Here is a 17,574-nt window from a genome sequence, read left to right as displayed (position 1 = left end):
AATGATAAGCGTTATCAATTATATCAACGACATACATATTTGCATTGATTGCATCCCTTGCAAAACGAAAAATTAAATAGATTTCTTATAGTAAAGTATTTCGCCATATTTCATTGGGAAAGTTTACTTTTCAAACATTGCGATATGTAATGTCCAATGGAAAAGGAGTGAGAAAATGATTCATATTATTTACTGGAGTGGCTCCGGAAATACGGAGAAGATGGCAAATTCTATTGCCGATGGCGTTCGTGCTGAGGGCGAAGAAGTAAAAGTAATCGAAGTAAGTTCGGCCACAGTGGATGATGTTAAGAATGTAGATAAAGTGGCTTTTGGTTGTCCGGCGATGGGCGCTGAGGAGCTTGAAGAATCTACCATGCGTCCTTTTATGGATAGCGTAAATCCTTTATTGGGTGGTAAGAAAATTGTTATTTTTGGCTCTTATGAGTGGGCTGATGGACAATGGATCCGTGATTGGCAGGAAGAAGTAGAAAGCTTCGGAGGGATTTTAGTGGACGACCCTCTTGCTGTTTACGACCATCCAAAAGAAGACGATGTAGACGAGTGTGAACGTGTTGGTAAAGCATTGGTTCGCGCGTAATAAAAGAGAGGCTACAATCGCCTACTTTAACCAAATGAAACATTTGGACGACTTCCACTATGTCTTATGCCTTTTGCAATATTATACAGCGCCAACCGCTTTTGGAAACAAAACAGGTACGATGGTAAATCTCGTTAGCGCTGACCGAGACGTTTCCTCCTGTTGGAATCGTTACAAATGGGAATTTGAAAAGAGATTATCTCTTTCATTCATTGAACTTAAGTCCTCGGAAGAGGCGGTACTCTTATACTTTTACAATCCGATAACATTGGAAAAGCGATTGAAACAGAAAAAAGTAATTCAATTTTTAGAGAAAATGGGCTATGGTGCTTGCAAAACTTTGACGGAATATATGCAGCATTTGCAAAATCGTTTCGCTCAAAGTAAAAACTGCCCTAATGAAGTGGGAATTTTTCTGGGATATCCAGTGACCGATGTGGAAGCTTTTCATAGCCAAAGAGGAGATTGTAAATGTTCAGGGTATTGGAAGTGTTACAACCGAGTTTTCCTTTCAAAGTGTAAATTTATAGTCTACGATCTTTCCAAATATGTTGTAACGCAAAAATTTCGTATAAGTATGTAAAAAAAAACGAGGTGGTTTTTCCACCTCGTTTTTTTGTTGTTTTTTAATATGTTTCTTTGAAGATTTCAAAGAATTTTTGTCCATGGTCACAGGCTGGACAAACATCTGGGGCAGATTTTCCTTCGTGGATATAGCCGCAGTTGTTGCATTTCCAAAGCATAACTTCATCTCGTTCAAATACGCGATTTTTTTCGATATTTTCTAGTAATTTACGGAAACGAAGCTCGTGGCGCTCTTCTACTTCGGCGATTTCGCGGAATACGTAGGCGATATTCTCAAACCCTTCTTCTTCTGCGATGTCGGCAAATTTTGGATACATAGATACGAATTCTTCGTGTTCTCCTTCAGCCGCTGCCAAAAGATTGCTTTTTGTATCGGCGAAATTTACAGGGAAATTCCAATTTACGTTTAATTCTTCCCCTTCTAAATCTTCTCGTAGGAATTTGTAGAAGCGTTTAGCGTGTTCCTTTTCGTTGCGGGCTGTTTCTTCAAAAATCATTTGAATTTGCACGTAACCATCTTTTTTGGCTTGGCTTGCGTAATAAGTATATCTCATATTTGCTTGAGATTCTCCGGCGAAGGCGGTTAATAAGTTATTTGCTGTTTTTGTACCTTTTAAGCTCATTATATCCTCCTTATTTATTTTATTATCCTGTCTTTATTATAGAAGAGTCCCAAGAAGAAAGCAAATTTTAAGGGAAAGATTCCTAGAAATATACAGTATTAAATCATGGGAGTATAGTTTTTCTTTTAACGCGGCTACATGATATAATAAGAATAAGGAGGGATTCTGTGGAAAAGGTATTGCAAAATCGTTTGAAAAACTTAATAGAAAAGGATTTTGTGCGTTTTCATTATCCAGGACATAAAGGTCGCAAGGGTGGTTTTGATCCGGCGTTGTCTTTTTTGTTGGATTATACGGAAACCTATGGAACAGATAACCTTTTGCATCCAGAAGAAATTTTATGTCAAAGCCAAAAATTGGCGGCAGAATCTTTTCAGACTTTGGACACATTTTACGGGGTCGGAGGATCGACCATGGCCATCTACGCAGGGATTTTTGCCCTAGCCCAAGAGGGTGAAGAAATTTTAATTCAGAGAAATTGTCATAAATCGGTGTATCAAGGGGCTCTTTTGCGGAAAAGCCGAGTGCATACTCTTTCGCCAGAATACGATGAAGAGGGAGATGTTCTTCTGGGAATTTCTACAGAAAAATTGGAAAAATTTTTACAGGAGAATCCGAAAATTTCATTGCTTGTTTTAACGAATCCTTCGTATTATGGGGTAATTTTGCCTTTGAAGGAGCAAATCGATTTGGCTCATAAATACGGTGTAGGGGTTTTGGTAGACGAGGCCCATGGCGCCCATTTGCCTTTGAGTCATCGAAGAGAGGATTCGGCTTTGGCCCATGGAGCAGATATTGTCGTCCATTCGGCTCATAAATCCTTGGGGGCTTTAACTCAAACGGCTCTTCTTCATCGAAACAGCGAAAGAATTAGCCGAGAACGAGTGTTGGAGATGATTTCTTTATTTACTTCTACTTCTCCTTCGTATTTGTTTATGACTTCCATTGAAGCATCCATTGGAAAGGCTGTAGAATGGAAGAAGAAGGATTGGGAGAATCTAGAGAAACAAATTGAGGATTTTAAGAATAAAGCGCAGGAATTGGGATATGAATTTTATAAGGCACCAAAATCTCCTTACGTTGGGGGATTGGACTTTTTGAAAATTTTCTTTCGCTATCCAGGATATTCTGGAGAGGAACTATCTGATATTTTTTACGAAAAGGGCATTAATTTTGAAATGAGCGATGGTTCGTATTTGTTAGGCGTTTTGTCTTCCTTTACTACGGAAGAGGACTTGAATCGCTGTTTAAGAGTGATGTCTGAGATTCCCAAAAGGGAAGGAAAGTACCCAAAAAGTGCCTATATTCCTTTGGAAAATAAAAAGGAAAAAGAGATGTATGAAGCAAAAGAGTGGGAAGGAGAATGGGTTCCTATTTCAGAGTCGCTTCATAGAATTTCGAAACATTTTGTTTTTCAATATCCTCCTGGTGTGCCTTTGTTGTTGCCAGGGGAGAGGATTTCGGAAAAACATATAGAAATATTTGAAAAAAATCGTGGCATTTATGGAATAGAGAGAGGACGTGTGAAGGTATTATGAAGGGAAAATTCATTGTTATAGAAGGCCCAGACGGTTCGGGAAAATCTACAGTTGCGCGTTCCATTTTGGAATATTTTCAAGAGAAGGCAATCCCTATGATTCACACCCGTGAGCCAGGGGGGACCCCTGTAGGGGAAGAGATTCGAAACTTGCTTTTGGATCCGGAAAATAAGGAGATTCACCCCCGCACAGAGGCTCTTCTCTATGCGGCGTCCAGGGCTCAACACGTAGAGGAAAAAATTCGCCCTCATTTAGAGAAAGGGGTTCACGTTTTGTGTGAGCGCTTTGTCTTCTCGAGTTTGGTTTACCAAGGAATGGCACGGGATATGGGAATCGATAATATTCAAACGATTAACGATTTTGCCACATCGGATGTGAAGCCGGATTTGATTTTGTATTTGGATCCGAAGGAGAAAATCACAAGGGACCGTATACAAGAGCGGCCTTTGGATCGTTTGGAATTGGAAGAAGAATTTACCCAATCGGTTCAAGCCAATTATCGAATTTTGGCCCAGAAAATGCAAGAGCAGCTGCATTTTGTGGATGCGACCCAAAATCCGGAAGAGGTTTTGAAAGATTGTTTAGAAGAAATGATAAAGGAGTTGGAAGTATGAAAATGGTATTTGCCATAGTGCAAGATCAAGACGCAGCGGATTTAGTGGATACTCTAACACAAAATGATTTTCGCGTAACGAAACTTTCTAGTTCAGGGGGATTTCTAAAGGCGGGAAACACCACTTTGTTTATGGGGGTGGAAGAGGAAGAATTGCCAGAGTTGTTAGAAATTTTGGAAAAAAATTGTAGCGCTAGAGATATGCCAACTTCTTTAATGGCCATGAGCATCCCAGGGGATTCTTACATTCCAGAGCCAATTAATGTCCGAGTAGGTGGAGCGACCATCTTCGTTTTAGATGTAGAAACTTACAAGAGATACTAGGGGGAATTTTCATGAAAATGATATTTGCCGTAGTAGCCGATCGCTTTATTCGAAATCTAGTGGACGAGTTAATGGATGTGGGAATTTCTGTTACGGAAATTTCTTCTACAGGAGGATTTTTATCCCAGGGAAATACAACCATTGTCATCGGTGTAAAAGAGGAAAAAATGGCGATTTTAGATAAAGTTTTTACGAAAGTCATTACCAAGAAAAAAGATGATCCAAAGGAATCTGGCGCTCATTTCTTCGCGGTTGATTTAGAACAGGGGTTACACATTTGAAAAGCTGGGAGAAAGTTTTAGGAAATGACAGTGCCAAAAAAGCATTGAAGGAATCCTTTGAAAAACAGTCTTTTTTGCATAACTATCTTTTTATTGGAGAAGATGAAGAGGGAAAAATTGCCATGGCTAGAGAAATGGCCAAGGCAATTTTGTGTGAAGGAGAAGAAAAACCTTGTGGAAGATGTAAATCTTGCCAACTTTTTCATGGGGGAGAAATTTTTGGAGAAAATCACCCCGATTATGAAGAGATTTTTCCTACAAAAACCACCAGTAAAGAATCTATAAAAAAAGAAGCCGTTATGGATTTAATGGAATCCACAAGAATGAAATCCTATCGTGGAAAAGGGAAAGTGTACGTTATTCATGGAATGGAAACCATGACCGTTGAAGGGCAAAATGCTCTTTTGAAAACATTGGAAGAACCCTTAGGAGGAATCCATTTTATTCTCCTTACAAAATCGGAAGGATCCATTCTTCCAACGGTTTTATCTCGTTCCAATGTAGTAGAATTTAACGGGATGACCCAAGAGGAAACGTTGGAACTCCTAATGAAAAGAGGCTATTCTGAATCCATGGCAAGAAAAATTTTGGTTATGGGATCGGGCTCTTTGAAACGGGCAGAGTCCATTGCTTCAGGCGGAGAACTTAGCGAATTGCGAAGGGAAGTTTTTTCTGCGATTCACAAGGTGGTAAAAGAGAAGGGATATACCCCTTTGGGAACCTGGAAATTTTTTGAAGAAAAAGAGGGACAATGGACGGAGATTTTCTTTTTCTTAGAGTCTTGGGCTCGGGATGTAGCCGTATATTTTGTGACTCAGGAAAAAGAAAAAATTGCCAATACGGATTTTATGGATATAATGGTAGAAGACGCCCAAATTTTAGGGGAACGAAGCCTTCAAATGATGAATATTCTTCATCAAGGGAAGGAATATTTGCATTATAACGGAAACAAGCAGCTTGTTATAGAAAACATGTTGTTAGAAATAGGAGGATAGAATGGTTGAAGTCATAGGCGTTCGTTTCAAACCTCACGGGAAAATTTATTATTTTTCTCCACAGGACTTTGAAATAGAGCAAGACACACCTGTTATTGTAGAAACATCCAGAGGAATTGAATATGGTATAACGGCCATTGCTCCAAGGGAAGTTCCAAAAGAAGAAATACATGGAGAATTAAAAAATGTTCTTCGCATAGCTACAGAAGAAGATAAAGCACAATATATAGACAATCGCAATCGAGCCAAAGAGGCCATGTTAATTTGCCAAGAAAAAGTAAAAGAGCACAATTTAGAGATGCGTCTGATTTCGTCAGAATATACTTTTGATAACTCAAAACTGCTATTTTATTTTACGGCGGAAGGTCGTGTAGATTTTCGTGCTTTGGTACGAGATTTGGCGGCCATTTTCCGTACGCGAATTGAATTGCGTCAAATTGGCGTAAGGGATGAGGCAAAACTTTTAGGAGGACTAGGTTGTTGTGGTCGAGAAACTTGTTGTTCTAGTTTCTTATCAGAATTTGCCCCTGTGTCCATTAAAATGGCAAAGGATCAAGGGCTTTCTTTGAATCCAACGAATATTAGTGGAATCTGTGGCCGATTGATGTGTTGTTTGCGTTATGAACAAGATGGTTACGAAGAAATTCTAAAAAGAATGCCAAAAAATGGAAATAAAGTTCGAACTCCTTTGGGAGAAGGAATTGTTTTGGATACCTACACCATTCAAGAAATGGTAAAAGTAAAAATCCAAAATGGAGACAGCTTTGAAATTCATGTTTTCCCAAGAGAAGAAATTTCTACGGGAAAAAGAGAGAAAAAACACAACTGCCAATGTGGCGGGGACTGCCACAAAGGAAATCAACCAAAAGATGTTTCTGTAGAAGAAGAAATAGAATTAGGAATCGAAGATTTCGATATGGATTTACTATGAAAAAGGCAATAGAAATATTCAAAAAAGCGATAAGAACAGGAAAAGAAACCATAGAGGCGGCCTATTTTGGTCGTCTATGGGTTTTGGGGCTTCTTTTCGCTTTTTTAATGCCCTCTATTTTCCCGGGATTTGATGTCCAAAATCAAATTCCCATTTTGCCCTTTGTTTTCCTAGTGGCATTGGTCTATTTTGTCCTTCTTCAAGGGGTTCTTTTCCTACAAAGAAGATATTTCAAAAAATACATAAGCAATTTCGTAGTGGAAGTTTTTCTTTTGATTTTTTGCATCTACACCTTAAAAGAAATCCTCTATTCCGTAAATGGAATCGGCGTAAGGGACGACGAATGGGAATGGGGAATTGCGGCGGCATTAACAGTGGTTCCTTGGATTTTTGCCCATTGTGTCACCCTATTTTTTCAAGGGAAAAATAGAATCTTTCACGGTATTTTCAGCGTACTTATGGCCATAGCTGTAGCAGGAAGCGGATATTTTGTCTTTTCCCAAGGGTGGGACCGGACGGAAAATCCAACTCCCCACGAAATCTATCAAAACGAAAAGATTGTATCGAAATATTCTGTGGAAGTGGTAGAATATGGACCGGATAAAGAATTGGACTTCGGAATTCTGCGAATGAGCGATAGAGCCTCTACTAGCGGATGGAAGGGAAAATTGCGTAACAAAATCATGGGATATGGTTTGGGAAATATTCCTTACAAAGGGAAAATTTATTTGCCTGTAGGAATGGAAAATGTACCCCTTTTGCTTTTTGTTCACGGAAATCATAATATGATAGCGGACAATATGGGAGGATACGATTATTTGGGACGCTTTTTGGCTTCTCAAGGATATGCTTTTGTAACGGTGGATCATTCTATTTTTAACGCCTATATGGGAGCGGGAACGGGAAACGAAAACGATGCTCGTGCCCTTTCCCTATTGGAACACGCCAATCGATTGAAAAAAGAAAATGAATTGCCAGATAGCCCGCTGTACAATCGCTTTGACTTTAGCAAACTGGTCTTGGGAGGACATAGTCGTGGCGGGGAGGCGGCAGCAACGGCAGCCTATTTCAATCAAAATGATTTCTTGGTGGACGATGGATTTTATTCCTTGCCGGAAAAATTGGAAATTGCCGGCGTTTTGGCAGTGGCGCCAACCTATGGGCAATATCTTCCCTCGGATCACTCTGTAGAATTGTCCCATCTTTCTTATTTGGTCTTACAAGGAACCCATGACCAAGATGTAAGCTCCTTTCAAGGAATGAACCAATACAAATACGTTCATCCAGGAGAGGGCCAAATAAAAAAACAAGTATTGATTTCAAAGGCCAACCACGGCCAATTTAACGCAAATTGGGGACGCCGTGATAAATCTTATCCCAATGGGTTCTTCCTTAACACAGAAGATCTATTGAAAAAAGAGGACCAAGAAAAAATTCTAGAAGTTTACGCTTTGGGATTTATGGGAAAAATAGATGGGAAAGAGGAAGAAATTTGGAGAAATCTTCCAAAATATCTTCCAAAAACACGATATTTTCAACGCTATGAAAAAGGCCATTTAGAAATGGTGGCGAACTTTGAAGAAGATAGTCGCTTAGAAACAGCTACCATTCCAGAGGGAAAAATCTTTGGGGAAGATATGGGAATTTGGAAGGAAGAATTATTTGAAACTTCAACGGGAAGTCCATCGAAAGATCATGTTGTAAATATTTCTCTCCCTAGGGAAAAATCCTTTGTACTAGAATGGAATCCGTTAGAAAATTCTCCCCAATCTCTTTCTATGGATGTAGCCTTTGAAGAAGAGCCGATGGATTTAGAAATTGCTTTAACCGATGCCTTTGGAAATCGAAGTGTTGTTTCTTCAAAAGATTGGATTTTTTGGGAAGAAAAAGAGGAAACCGCCCTAACAAAATGGCAACAAATCGCTGAAGAATATCAATACAAAAATTCTTTGCAAACTCTAGAAATTCCTATAAAAGCTTTCCAAGAAAACAATCCAGATTTGTATCCAGGACAAATTCAAAAAATGGAGATATTTAGCGAGGAATATGGAGAAATTTATTTAGATAATATTGGATTTTATTCCTAGAAAATTGTGATTATAAAACTCTTTTCAGGGTATATTTACTAATGAAGAAATAATTAGGGAGTAGGGTGAATTATGCACAGCACGATGCTTATAAAAAAAATCAATATGGACCATTTTTCCGAGGAAGAAATTGAAGTATATTTCCAAATTGGTGAAATGGAAAATGTGCGGGATATGTTAATGGATAGTTTTAATGATCCAAATTGTATCTACACCGGAAAATGTTTGTTTTTATACAACGGAATTAGTCTGCGTATGAAGGGAGCCGATGTCCCTAAAGTTGTGAAAGGTTTAACGGAAAAAGGGATTCAGATTTACAGTGTATATCAACCCTATAAACCGTATTAATAATGGATCTTTAGGAGGAATGAAGAATGTCAAAATTATATGATGCACTAAATAAACAATTTAACTTTGAAATCGAATCAGCTTATGTTTATATGGCAATGGCTGCTTACGTAGACAGCAAGGGAATGAGCGGGTTCAACCATTTTATGGTACAACAAGCCAAAGAAGAAATGGCTCACGCTAGAAAATTCTATGACTATATGATGGAAATGGATCAAACTCCTGTTTATACAGAAATTCCTGCTCCAAAAGCGGAATACGGTACTTTCAAAGAAGTTTTTGAAACTGCCTTAGAACATGAAAAAGTGGTTACAAAAAACATCAAAGAAATCTATAAATTGGCTCAAGAAGAAGGATGTTTAGATACACAACAATTCTTGAACTGGTTCTTAGAAGAACAAAGAGAAGAAGAAGATTCTTTCCGTGGAATCGTTGAAAGATTAGAAAGAATCAACGAATCTTGGAACGGTTTGTATATTTACGACCGCGAATTGGCACAAAGATAAATAAAAAGGGCCCGAGAAATCGGGTCTTTTTTTGTGGGAAAATAAATTTTTTGCAAAAAATGGATATTTTCCTTTACGAAAGGGTAAGTTATTGTTATAATAATAAAAAATTTAAGCAATGACGGAAAAGAGTAAGAATTTGGATGTTTTATAGAGAGCATTTGGTTGGTGGAAAAATGCAAACGAAGAATTCCGAATACGTTCCTGAGCATCACTTTGAATTTTTTGTAGTAGGAGTGACGGGTACGCCCGCTATAGCGTTACGTGTGTGATGGCACACAATGAGTGCAAGTCTGTGAAGATTTGTAAAACCTGAGGTGGTACCGCGTGAATTCGCCCTCTGTTCGAAAGAACAGAGGGCTTTTTTTATGAAAAGGAGAGATTTGATATGAAAATTTATGAGGAATTACAAGCCCGTGGCCTGATTGCCCAAGTTACGGATGAAGAAGACATTCGTGAGTTGGTAAATAACGGAGGCGCTCGTTTCTATATTGGTTTTGACCCAACGGCCGATTCATTACACGTTGGCCATTTTATGGCTTTGAGTTTAATGAAACGTCTACAAGAAGCTGGAAACAAACCCATTGTATTGTTAGGTGGGGGGACTGGATTTATTGGCGATCCTTCTGGCCGTACGGATATGCGTACGATGATGACTCCAGAAACCATTGCAAGCAACTGTGAAGCTTTCAAAAAACAAATTGGGAAATTTATTGAATTTGGAGAAGACAAAGCCATTGTTGTAAACAACGCAGATTGGCTATTGGATTTGAAATACATTGAAATGTTAAGAGAAGTAGGCCCTCATTTCTCTGTAAACAATATGCTTCGTGCAGAGTGTTACAAACAAAGAATGGAAAGAGGATTAAGTTTCTTCGAATTTAACTACATGATTATGCAAGCTTACGATTTCTGGCATTTGCACAAAGAATACGGCTGCAATATGCAATTTGGTGGAGACGACCAATGGAGCAATATGTTGGCCGGTACGGATTTAATTCGTAGAAAAGAAGGAGAAAATGCCTTTGCTATGACCATTACTCTATTGAAAAATAGCGAAGGAAATAAAATGGGGAAAACAGCCAATGGTGCCGTTTGGTTGGATCCAAACAAAACATCTCCTTTCGAGTTCTACCAATACTGGAGAAACGTAGACGATGCAGACGTTATGAACTGTTTCCGTCTATTGACTTTCATTCCTCTGGAAGAAATTGAAGAAATGGAAACATGGGATGGAAGCCGAATCAATGAAAAGAAAGAAATTTTGGCCTTTAGCTTAACTTCTTTGATTCATGGGGAAGAAGAGGCACAAAAAGCACAAGAAACATCTCGTGCTTTGTTTAGTGGCGAAGGAGACGACGCCAATATGCCAACTACTGAATTGGAAGAAAGCGTATTAACGGACGGCGCGATTTCTATTGTAGATCTTTTGGTGGCAACAGAACTTACAAAGAGTAAGGGAGAGGCCCGTCGTTTGATTGAACAAGGTGGCGTATCTGTAGATGGTGAAAAAGTAGAATCCATTGACGTATCCTTCTCAAAAGAACAATTGGTTGATGGCATTAAGATTAAAAAAGGAAAGAAAGTATTCCATAAAGCGATTCTAAAATAAAATTTCTTATAGAAAAAAAGATCCCGAGTCAATTTTGACTGGGGATCTTTTTGTATAAGAAAAACCCTTAGGAGAGGTTTTTAACAATAGGAAGGGGTGCGCCTTTGGCTGTGGGCATATCCATTTGTAAAAGAGAAGCAAGAGTTTTACAAACGTCAATAATATGTCCCTTTTCAATAACAAGGCCTTCTTCAATATCAGGACCAAAGGCAAAGAAAGGAGGTTTATCTCCCTTGGAAGGATGATGGCCGTGCATAGCTACATAATGAGATTTTTCAGAATTTTCTACAGAAATAACCGGTTGATCACCAAAAACTTCATTGGCAAAAAGCATTCCCTCTTTGCCTTCCAGAACAAAGGAAAAATCTCCCGAAAGATTTTCTCGTTCTAAGACTTCTTCTTTTGTATAAATGGTTTCGATAATTTCGGGATATTCCTCTTGGATTTCTTTTAATACTTTATATAGTTCGTCCATGGTTTTTGTATCAGAAGGATCCTTAGGAATAATGTGGGTGGAGAAACCGCAGGAAAAAGAATAGGCTTTGTAGTCTATAATATGACCTTTTTCATCGGCTGTTATCCATCCTTTTTCTTTTAGGATTTGATTGAGTAAAAAAACTTTTTTTATATCAATTTGACCATGATCCCCGAGAACAACAACATTTAAGTTGTCTTCAATGCCAAGCTCCTTTGCAATTTGTAGAAACCGTCCAAGATAAATATCCATTTGTCGCAAACAGGACTCCACTTCTGGAGAATCATTCCCGTAAACGTGACGAATATGATCCAGTTGTGCCAAATGGACCAGCATCAAATCAGGGGTTTGTTTTCTAAATACATCCAAAGCAATTTCCACTCCATAACTTACCATATCTTCTGTGTTGGTAAAGTCAAATCGAGAGAGATAATCATCATTATAGGAAAGATGAATATTTTCGGTTCCTCCCTCTTTTAGAATGGTTTGATAACAAGGCTGATTTTCATCGGGCCATTTTTCTGGTAGGTTAACATTTCTTTTGTCCCCTGCCGTAACGGGCCACAAAATAGAAGCGGTAGTATAACCATTTTCTATGGCCGTATCGATTAAAGTAGGAACTTTAACGGCTTCTTTTTCCCAATACCAATTGGAACCCATTATACTCCAATCAGGATACTTAGGATCAATGTCGGATTTTTGATTGTGGTAGATTCCGTGATCTTTTGGATATTGACCAGTAATTAAAGTAGTGTGAATGGGATAGGTAAGAGTGGGATAAATTTCAGTCATATTTTTTACATAAGAGGCTTTTGGGAAAATTTGAGAGAAATAAGGTTTGTTTTTCAAAAATTCCAAGTCTTTTCCCTCTAAGGCATCGTAAGAGAGAACCAATAATTTATTTTTCATTTTTCTTCCTTTCTTCTTTTTCATTTCATCTACGAGAAAAGTATAGAAAATAAATATTAATGAAAAATTAGAAAAAAATAAAAAAGATTTATGAAAAAAATTAAAATGTGAAGAAAATGTGAAGGAAATAGAGGAAAATTTTTTCGCATCCGTAAATTTAGCCATTTGAAAAATTTTTGGATTTATATAAAGTTAATATATTCTGGATGTCTAGTACACACTTGTCCCATAAAATAACTTTGGAAAAAACGAAAAAGAAAAGAAAATTTAGGAGGAAAAATTTGAAAAAAGTATGGAAAGCACTTAGTATTTTTGCTTTATGTTTTATCCTTGCCAGCTGTTCTCAAGGAGAAGCAAAGGAAAGTGCAAAAACAGAAACGGACAGTGGGAAAATCGAAGTGGAATTCTGGTATCCTTTTACAGGAAAAATTCAAGAAGCCAATGAAAAATCTGTAGAAGAATTTAACAAATCCCAAGACAAGATTCACGTTACAGCCGTAGGCCAAGTAGACTATGCAGATATTGAACAAAAAGTACGTCAATCAGTTCCTGCTGGAACGGCACCAGATGTATATATTAATGTAATTAACTCGGTGGTAGGTCTTGGCTTAGATGGTATAACACAACCGCTAACTCCTTTTATTGAAGCAGATAAAGAATTTGATATGAACGATTTTTATGAAGGAATCGTTAGCTCTACAAATTATAACGGAGAACAATGGGGTCTTCCTTATTTTAACTCCACTTGTCTTTTGTATTACAACAAGACTTTATTTGAGGAATATGGAATTGATCCGGCTTCTTTAGATACATGGGCTGGAATGGAAGCGGCAGCAAAAACTTTTTCTGAAAAAGGAAAAACGGGGATTTTAACCAACGAATCCATGTGGATCTATGAATCTTTCATTTATTCTGCAAAAAATTCTCCTTTCTCTGAAAAATTAGACAAAGTAAACTTTGATACGCCAGAAGGAAAAAAGACCATCTCCTTTATTTCCGATTTAATTCGTGAAGGATATTGGGACTTCCCTGTTCCTTACAATGCAGCAAACGCGGAAACCATGAAACAAAAATTCTTCTCTCAAGAAGGGGGTATGTTCTTCGGTTCTACAGCCAATCTTTCCAACTTCTTAGAAGGGGCAAAAGAAAATGGATGGGAACTAGGGGCAGCTATGATGCCAATGGATCAAGAACACGCGGCAACGGTTGGTGGATCTAATATTGTAATGGTAAATGGAATGGACGATGAAACGGCTCAAGCGGCTTGGGAATTTATCAAGTTTATGACAAGTCCAGAAAACAATGCCTTTGGTAGCGAACACACAGGATATCTTCCGATTCGAAAATCTGTAGCAGAATCAGAAGAAAGAAAAGCTTTAGAAGAAAAAGAACCTCTATATTCTGTAGCTCGTAAACAATTGGAATTCACAAAACCAGCTCCAACGGTGCCAGCCTATCAAGAAGTGTTCAAAATCTACAATGAGATGTTAGAATCTTTGGTTTCGGATCCTTCTATTACTGTTGACGAGGCTATTGAAACAGCAACTCAACGTGCCAATGAGGCCATTGCAAGCAAACCCTTAAAATAAAACAGTGAATAAAAAAAGGTAGAGCCCCTAGGGACTCTATCTTCTTTTATAAGGAGGTATACATGGCGAAAGTTTTTTTACAACAGGTAACAAAAGTCTATGACGATGAATTGAAACGCTTTAAGAAAAATCCAGAAAAAAAGAAAAAAGGCCATCAAGTGCAAAATGGAGTCGCTCGTTCTAAGGCAGTAGATTCTATTTCTGTGGAAATTCCAGATGGATCTTTTACCGTATTTGTAGGTCCTTCTGGCTGTGGGAAATCCACGACTCTTCGCATGATTGCGGGATTGGAAGAAATAACAAGTGGCCAAATTTATATAGGGGATACTTTGGTAAATGATGTAAAAGCTGGGGAACGAAACATTTCCATGGTTTTTCAAAATTATGCCATTTATCCAACGATGACGGTAAAAGAAAATATGACCTTTGGTTTGGAAAATAATAAAGTGCCAAAAGATGAAATTGAAAGACGAGTAGAAGAAGTATCAAAGATTGTAGGGTTGGAAGAATTTTTGCACAAAAAACCCAATCGCCTATCCGGAGGACAAAGACAACGTGTGGCCCTTGCCCGTGCCATTGTAAAGCGTCCCCAACTCTATATTTTCGATGAGCCCCTTTCAAACTTGGATGCGAAATTAAGAAATCAAATGCGTGCAGAGCTTATTCATATGCACAAAAATTTGAAGACAACTTTTATCTATGTAACTCATGATCAAGTAGAGGCTATGAGTATGGCCGATCAAATTGTGTTAATGAACTATGGAGAGATTGTTCAAGTAGGATCACCAGAAGAATTGTACCAAAATCCTTGCAATATTATGGCGGCAGAATTTATGGGAACTCCTGGAATGAATGTAATACGACTTGAATTTGATCAAAAGATTATGAATAAAAAGCTAAAAGAAGGACAATATATAGGCTACCGTCCAGAAAAAGCCAAAATAACTTCTAAAAATACTTCAATGGAAAATGCTCTTACTTTAGAAAGTGTAATCGAAACAAGAGAAATGCTTGGAAACGAAAGACTTTACAGAGTAAAAAACAATTTAGGAACACAGGTTGTTCGTACTTTCTTATTAGACGAAATTAAAAAAAATAAAGTAAACGTTCATATTCCAATGGAGGATTTATACTTCTTTGATGAAAGAGGAGAACGGATTTATGGATAAAAAATACATTCCTTATCTCTTCGTTCTTCCATCCACCCTTGTTCTAGTTATTTTCTATCTCTTTCCCTTAATCTCTATGGGGGCTTTAAGCTTTACGGATTGGAACATGGCTGGGATGAATTTTTCCTTTGTGGGATTAAAAAATTACGAAACCCTTTTGGCCGATGCGATTTTTTGGAAGGTGGTAAAAAATACCTTTTACTACACCTTTTGGTATGTACTATGGGTAGTGGTTCTATCTTTGCCTTTGGCCATTTGGTTAAATAAAAATACTTTGATCCACAAAATAGCCCAAGCGGCCTTGTTTTCGCCCCACATTGTAGCCTTAGTATCGGTTTCTCTTATTTTTATGTTTATGATGGATCCAGATATTGGGATGTTCAACCAAATCCTAGGGGTTTTTGGAATAGAGCCAGTCGGTTGGTTAAGCAATGGAGATATTGCCATGAATTCTTTGGTGTTGGTTTCCGTTTGGAAATCCCTCGGCTATTACACCTTAATATTTTTAGCGGCTCTTCAATCCATTCCCAAAGATATTTACGAAGCGGCAAAAATGGACCGTGCCAACTGGATGCGAACTTTTACAAAAATTACCATTCCCAATATTATGCCAACCATCTTCTTTGTAATTATCATTAATATTATCAATGCCGTACAGGTTTTTGAAACCATTAATATTATGACAGAAGGTGGGCCAGCCAACGCAACCAAAACTCTCGTTTATTTTATTTACGAAGATGGATTTAAGTTTTTTAATGTAGGACGCGCCTCTGCAGCAGGGATGATATTGTTTGTTATCCTCGTTGTCTTTACATTTTTCTACTTTAGGGTAATGGCTAAAAGAGTACAGTATGGAAAGTAGGTAATTATGAAAACGGAATCTAAAATTTTATCCAATATAGTAAACATTATCCTTATTATTATTTTCGCCTTTCCCTTTTTTTGGATGTTCTCATCGGGCTTTCAAACCTTAGCGGAAATTATGAGAACCCCTCCCACATTCATTCCGAAAACGCCTCAATTTAGTAATTTTTATGAAGCCTGGACAGGTGGCCCTTTCTTTCGATATACACTAAACAGTATTCTATCCACCTCTTTAACCATGCTTTTTCAGCTTCTAACCATTATCCCCGCAGCCTATGCCTTTGCTTGTTATGAGTTTAGAGGAAAAAATATTTTTTGGGCCATTACGCTAATGTGTCTAATGATTCCAGGGCAGTTGATTTTTTTACCGAATTATATTTTATTTAGTAAAATGGGTCTATTAAATACAATTTGGCCTTTGGTTTTCCCCTTTGCCACCTCTTCTTTTGGGATTTTTATGCTAAGACAGACCTTTAAGCAAGTTCCAAAAGAACTTTTAGAAGCGGCGCGCATTGATAATGCCTCTGAATGGATGATTGTGAAGAAAATTTTTGTGCCCATTGCAAAACCAACTGTCATTACGGTAATGTTGTTTACCTTTATTAGTCGTTGGAACGATTATTTTTGGCCCCTTGTAATGACAACTCTTGAAAATGCAAGAACCTTACCTGTAGGAATTGCCCTTCTAAAAGCTACAGATGGAGGAATTCCATGGAATGTTGTTATGGCCTCTAACGTTATTTTGGTTTTGCCCATATTGGTTGCTTACTTTATTGCTCAAAATAAAATCATTCGAGCTTTCACTTATACAGGAATTAAATAAAATATAGAGATAAAATCCCGAGTCCGTTGATTCGGGCTTTTTTTTGTAAGAAGAAAGCCAAAGAGCTTTATCATTTATATTGAGAACTGCTGGTAAATAAAAAAATCTCCCATTGGGGAGATTTTTAAGTATATTTTTTTTGTACTTTCTCAAAGATTTCTTTCACATAATCAATCTGCTCTTGAGACAAATCTCTTTTGGGTAAAATATAAGCAGCATCTTTTGTTTGGTGGAAGAAAAAATATCCTTGGCTTTCTTCTAAGTGATGTAAGCTATGAAAAGGTAAAAGTCCTAGGGAATCTTTTAATCCTTTTTCGTCGATAAATACAGTGCGAGGTCCAAGATTGAGTTCATCGGCTTTTTGATCGATGATTTTGCTTAGACGTTTTTTTACGCCACGCTTAAAGAAAGTCATGTAAAAAAAGGGCCAAGCGGCCATAAGGGCAACGGATAAAACAAGGCGTAAAGTACTTAGGGTACCTTGAACATAGTTGAAAATGGTTAAAGCTAAAATTACAAGGATGGGAAGAATCACTTGCCCTCCAATGGCACGGCGAGTTTTTGGATCCATGCTAAGTTGCTTTAGATTGAATTGGATAAAATCTTCTTTTTCCAATGTATATTGAATTTCCATAATTTCTCCTTTCCTTTTCCTTCTATTTATTTTACTATGAGAACTAGAATAGAACAAGCTACGGAAAGAG

19 protein-coding genes and 1 other annotated feature are annotated in these 17,574 nt (G+C 37.7%); of the genes, 16 read left to right on the top strand and 3 right to left on the bottom strand.

Annotated elements, in window-relative coordinates:
• Positions 1-175: 175 nt before the first annotated feature.
• Together LQU94_RS07195 and LQU94_RS07190 are read left to right on the top strand one after the other, a co-directional pair.
• Positions 176-598, top strand: coding sequence for a flavodoxin (locus tag LQU94_RS07195; RefSeq protein ID WP_230697005.1), 423 nt, complete (start codon positions 176-178; stop codon positions 596-598).
• Positions 564-1,181: a DUF3793 family protein gene (locus LQU94_RS07190; RefSeq protein WP_230697004.1), complete on the top strand. Its 618-nt coding sequence runs from the start codon at positions 564-566 to the stop codon at positions 1,179-1,181. The genes LQU94_RS07195 and LQU94_RS07190 overlap by 35 nt, the downstream gene beginning before the upstream one ends.
• Before the next feature lie 43 nt (positions 1,182-1,224).
• Here LQU94_RS07190 and rbr read toward each other — a convergent pair whose 3' ends face one another.
• Positions 1,225-1,809, bottom strand: coding sequence for a rubrerythrin (gene rbr / locus LQU94_RS07185; RefSeq protein WP_230697012.1), 585 nt, complete (start codon positions 1,807-1,809; stop codon positions 1,225-1,227).
• Between the two features lie 164 nt (positions 1,810-1,973).
• On the opposite strand from rbr, the gene LQU94_RS07180 reads away from it, so the two are divergent.
• The 10 genes from LQU94_RS07180 to tyrS all read left to right on the top strand — a co-directional run bounded on the left by LQU94_RS07180 (position 1,974) and on the right by tyrS (position 11,041).
• Positions 1,974-3,344: an aminotransferase class I/II-fold pyridoxal phosphate-dependent enzyme gene (locus tag LQU94_RS07180; protein WP_230697003.1), complete on the top strand. Its 1,371-nt coding sequence runs from the start codon at positions 1,974-1,976 to the stop codon at positions 3,342-3,344.
• Entirely contained in the window at positions 3,341-3,958 is a 618-nt protein-coding gene (gene tmk / locus LQU94_RS07175; RefSeq protein ID WP_230697002.1) for a dTMP kinase, read from the top strand. Before LQU94_RS07180 ends, tmk begins: the two co-directional genes overlap by 4 nt.
• Positions 3,955-4,281, top strand: coding sequence for a cyclic-di-AMP receptor (locus LQU94_RS07170; protein WP_230697001.1), 327 nt, complete (start codon positions 3,955-3,957; stop codon positions 4,279-4,281). Before tmk ends, LQU94_RS07170 begins: the two co-directional genes overlap by 4 nt.
• A gap of 11 nt (positions 4,282-4,292) precedes the next feature.
• Entirely contained in the window at positions 4,293-4,562 is a 270-nt protein-coding gene (locus tag LQU94_RS07165; RefSeq protein ID WP_230697000.1) for a cyclic-di-AMP receptor, read from the top strand.
• Complete coding sequence (locus tag LQU94_RS07160) at positions 4,559-5,557, top strand: hypothetical protein (RefSeq protein ID WP_230696999.1); 999 nt, start codon at positions 4,559-4,561, stop codon at positions 5,555-5,557. The genes LQU94_RS07165 and LQU94_RS07160 overlap by 4 nt, the downstream gene beginning before the upstream one ends.
• A gap of 1 nt (position 5,558) precedes the next feature.
• The gene (locus tag LQU94_RS07155; protein WP_230696998.1) at positions 5,559-6,488 is read left to right on the top strand and encodes a stage 0 sporulation family protein; all 930 of its coding nucleotides are present in this window, start codon (positions 5,559-5,561) and stop codon (positions 6,486-6,488) included.
• Entirely contained in the window at positions 6,485-8,575 is a 2,091-nt protein-coding gene (locus LQU94_RS07150; protein ID WP_230696997.1) for a hypothetical protein, read from the top strand. The genes LQU94_RS07155 and LQU94_RS07150 overlap by 4 nt, the downstream gene beginning before the upstream one ends.
• Before the next feature lie 72 nt (positions 8,576-8,647).
• The gene (locus LQU94_RS07145) at positions 8,648-8,923 is read left to right on the top strand and encodes a hypothetical protein (protein WP_230696996.1); all 276 of its coding nucleotides are present in this window, start codon (positions 8,648-8,650) and stop codon (positions 8,921-8,923) included.
• 26 nt (positions 8,924-8,949) lie between these two features.
• Positions 8,950-9,429 (top strand): ferritin, encoded by a 480-nt coding sequence (locus tag LQU94_RS07140; RefSeq protein ID WP_230696995.1) that lies wholly within the window; start codon positions 8,950-8,952, stop codon positions 9,427-9,429.
• 109 nt (positions 9,430-9,538) lie between these two features.
• Positions 9,539-9,773: a binding site (T-box leader), on the top strand.
• Positions 9,774-9,817: 44 nt separating this feature from the next.
• Positions 9,818-11,041: a tyrosine--tRNA ligase gene (tyrS, locus tag LQU94_RS07135; RefSeq protein ID WP_230696994.1), complete on the top strand. Its 1,224-nt coding sequence runs from the start codon at positions 9,818-9,820 to the stop codon at positions 11,039-11,041.
• A gap of 67 nt (positions 11,042-11,108) precedes the next feature.
• Here the strand turns inward: tyrS and LQU94_RS07130 are convergent, their stop codons facing one another.
• Entirely contained in the window at positions 11,109-12,425 is a 1,317-nt protein-coding gene (locus tag LQU94_RS07130; RefSeq protein ID WP_230696993.1) for an alkaline phosphatase family protein, read from the bottom strand.
• A 281-nt stretch (positions 12,426-12,706) separates the two neighbouring features.
• On the opposite strand from LQU94_RS07130, the gene LQU94_RS07125 reads away from it, so the two are divergent.
• The 4 genes from LQU94_RS07125 to LQU94_RS07110 all read left to right on the top strand — a co-directional run bounded on the left by LQU94_RS07125 (position 12,707) and on the right by LQU94_RS07110 (position 16,870).
• Positions 12,707-14,014, top strand: a complete 1,308-nt coding sequence (locus LQU94_RS07125; RefSeq protein WP_230696992.1) for an ABC transporter substrate-binding protein — start codon at positions 12,707-12,709, stop codon at positions 14,012-14,014.
• Positions 14,015-14,076: 62 nt separating this feature from the next.
• Positions 14,077-15,183, top strand: a complete 1,107-nt coding sequence (locus LQU94_RS08095; protein ID WP_304622584.1) for an ABC transporter ATP-binding protein — start codon at positions 14,077-14,079, stop codon at positions 15,181-15,183.
• On the top strand, positions 15,176-16,045 hold the full coding sequence (locus tag LQU94_RS07115; RefSeq protein ID WP_230696991.1) for a carbohydrate ABC transporter permease: 870 nt from the start codon (positions 15,176-15,178) through the stop codon (positions 16,043-16,045). The genes LQU94_RS08095 and LQU94_RS07115 overlap by 8 nt, the downstream gene beginning before the upstream one ends.
• Positions 16,046-16,051: 6 nt before the next feature.
• Complete coding sequence (locus LQU94_RS07110) at positions 16,052-16,870, top strand: carbohydrate ABC transporter permease (protein WP_230696990.1); 819 nt, start codon at positions 16,052-16,054, stop codon at positions 16,868-16,870.
• Between the two features lie 124 nt (positions 16,871-16,994).
• Here the strand turns inward: LQU94_RS07110 and LQU94_RS07105 are convergent, their stop codons facing one another.
• Positions 16,995-17,504 carry a YcxB family protein gene (locus LQU94_RS07105; RefSeq protein WP_230696989.1) on the bottom strand — a complete coding sequence of 170 codons (510 nt, stop codon included), beginning with the start codon at positions 17,502-17,504 and terminating at the stop codon, positions 16,995-16,997.
• Between the last annotated feature and the right edge of the window lie 70 nt (positions 17,505-17,574).

The sequence above is a fragment of the Peptoniphilus sp. KCTC 25270 genome (assembly GCF_021012875.1).
Classification (GTDB): domain Bacteria; phylum Bacillota; class Clostridia; order Tissierellales; family Peptoniphilaceae; genus JAJMZJ01.
This window is presented reverse-complemented; position numbering and strand designations above follow the sequence as displayed.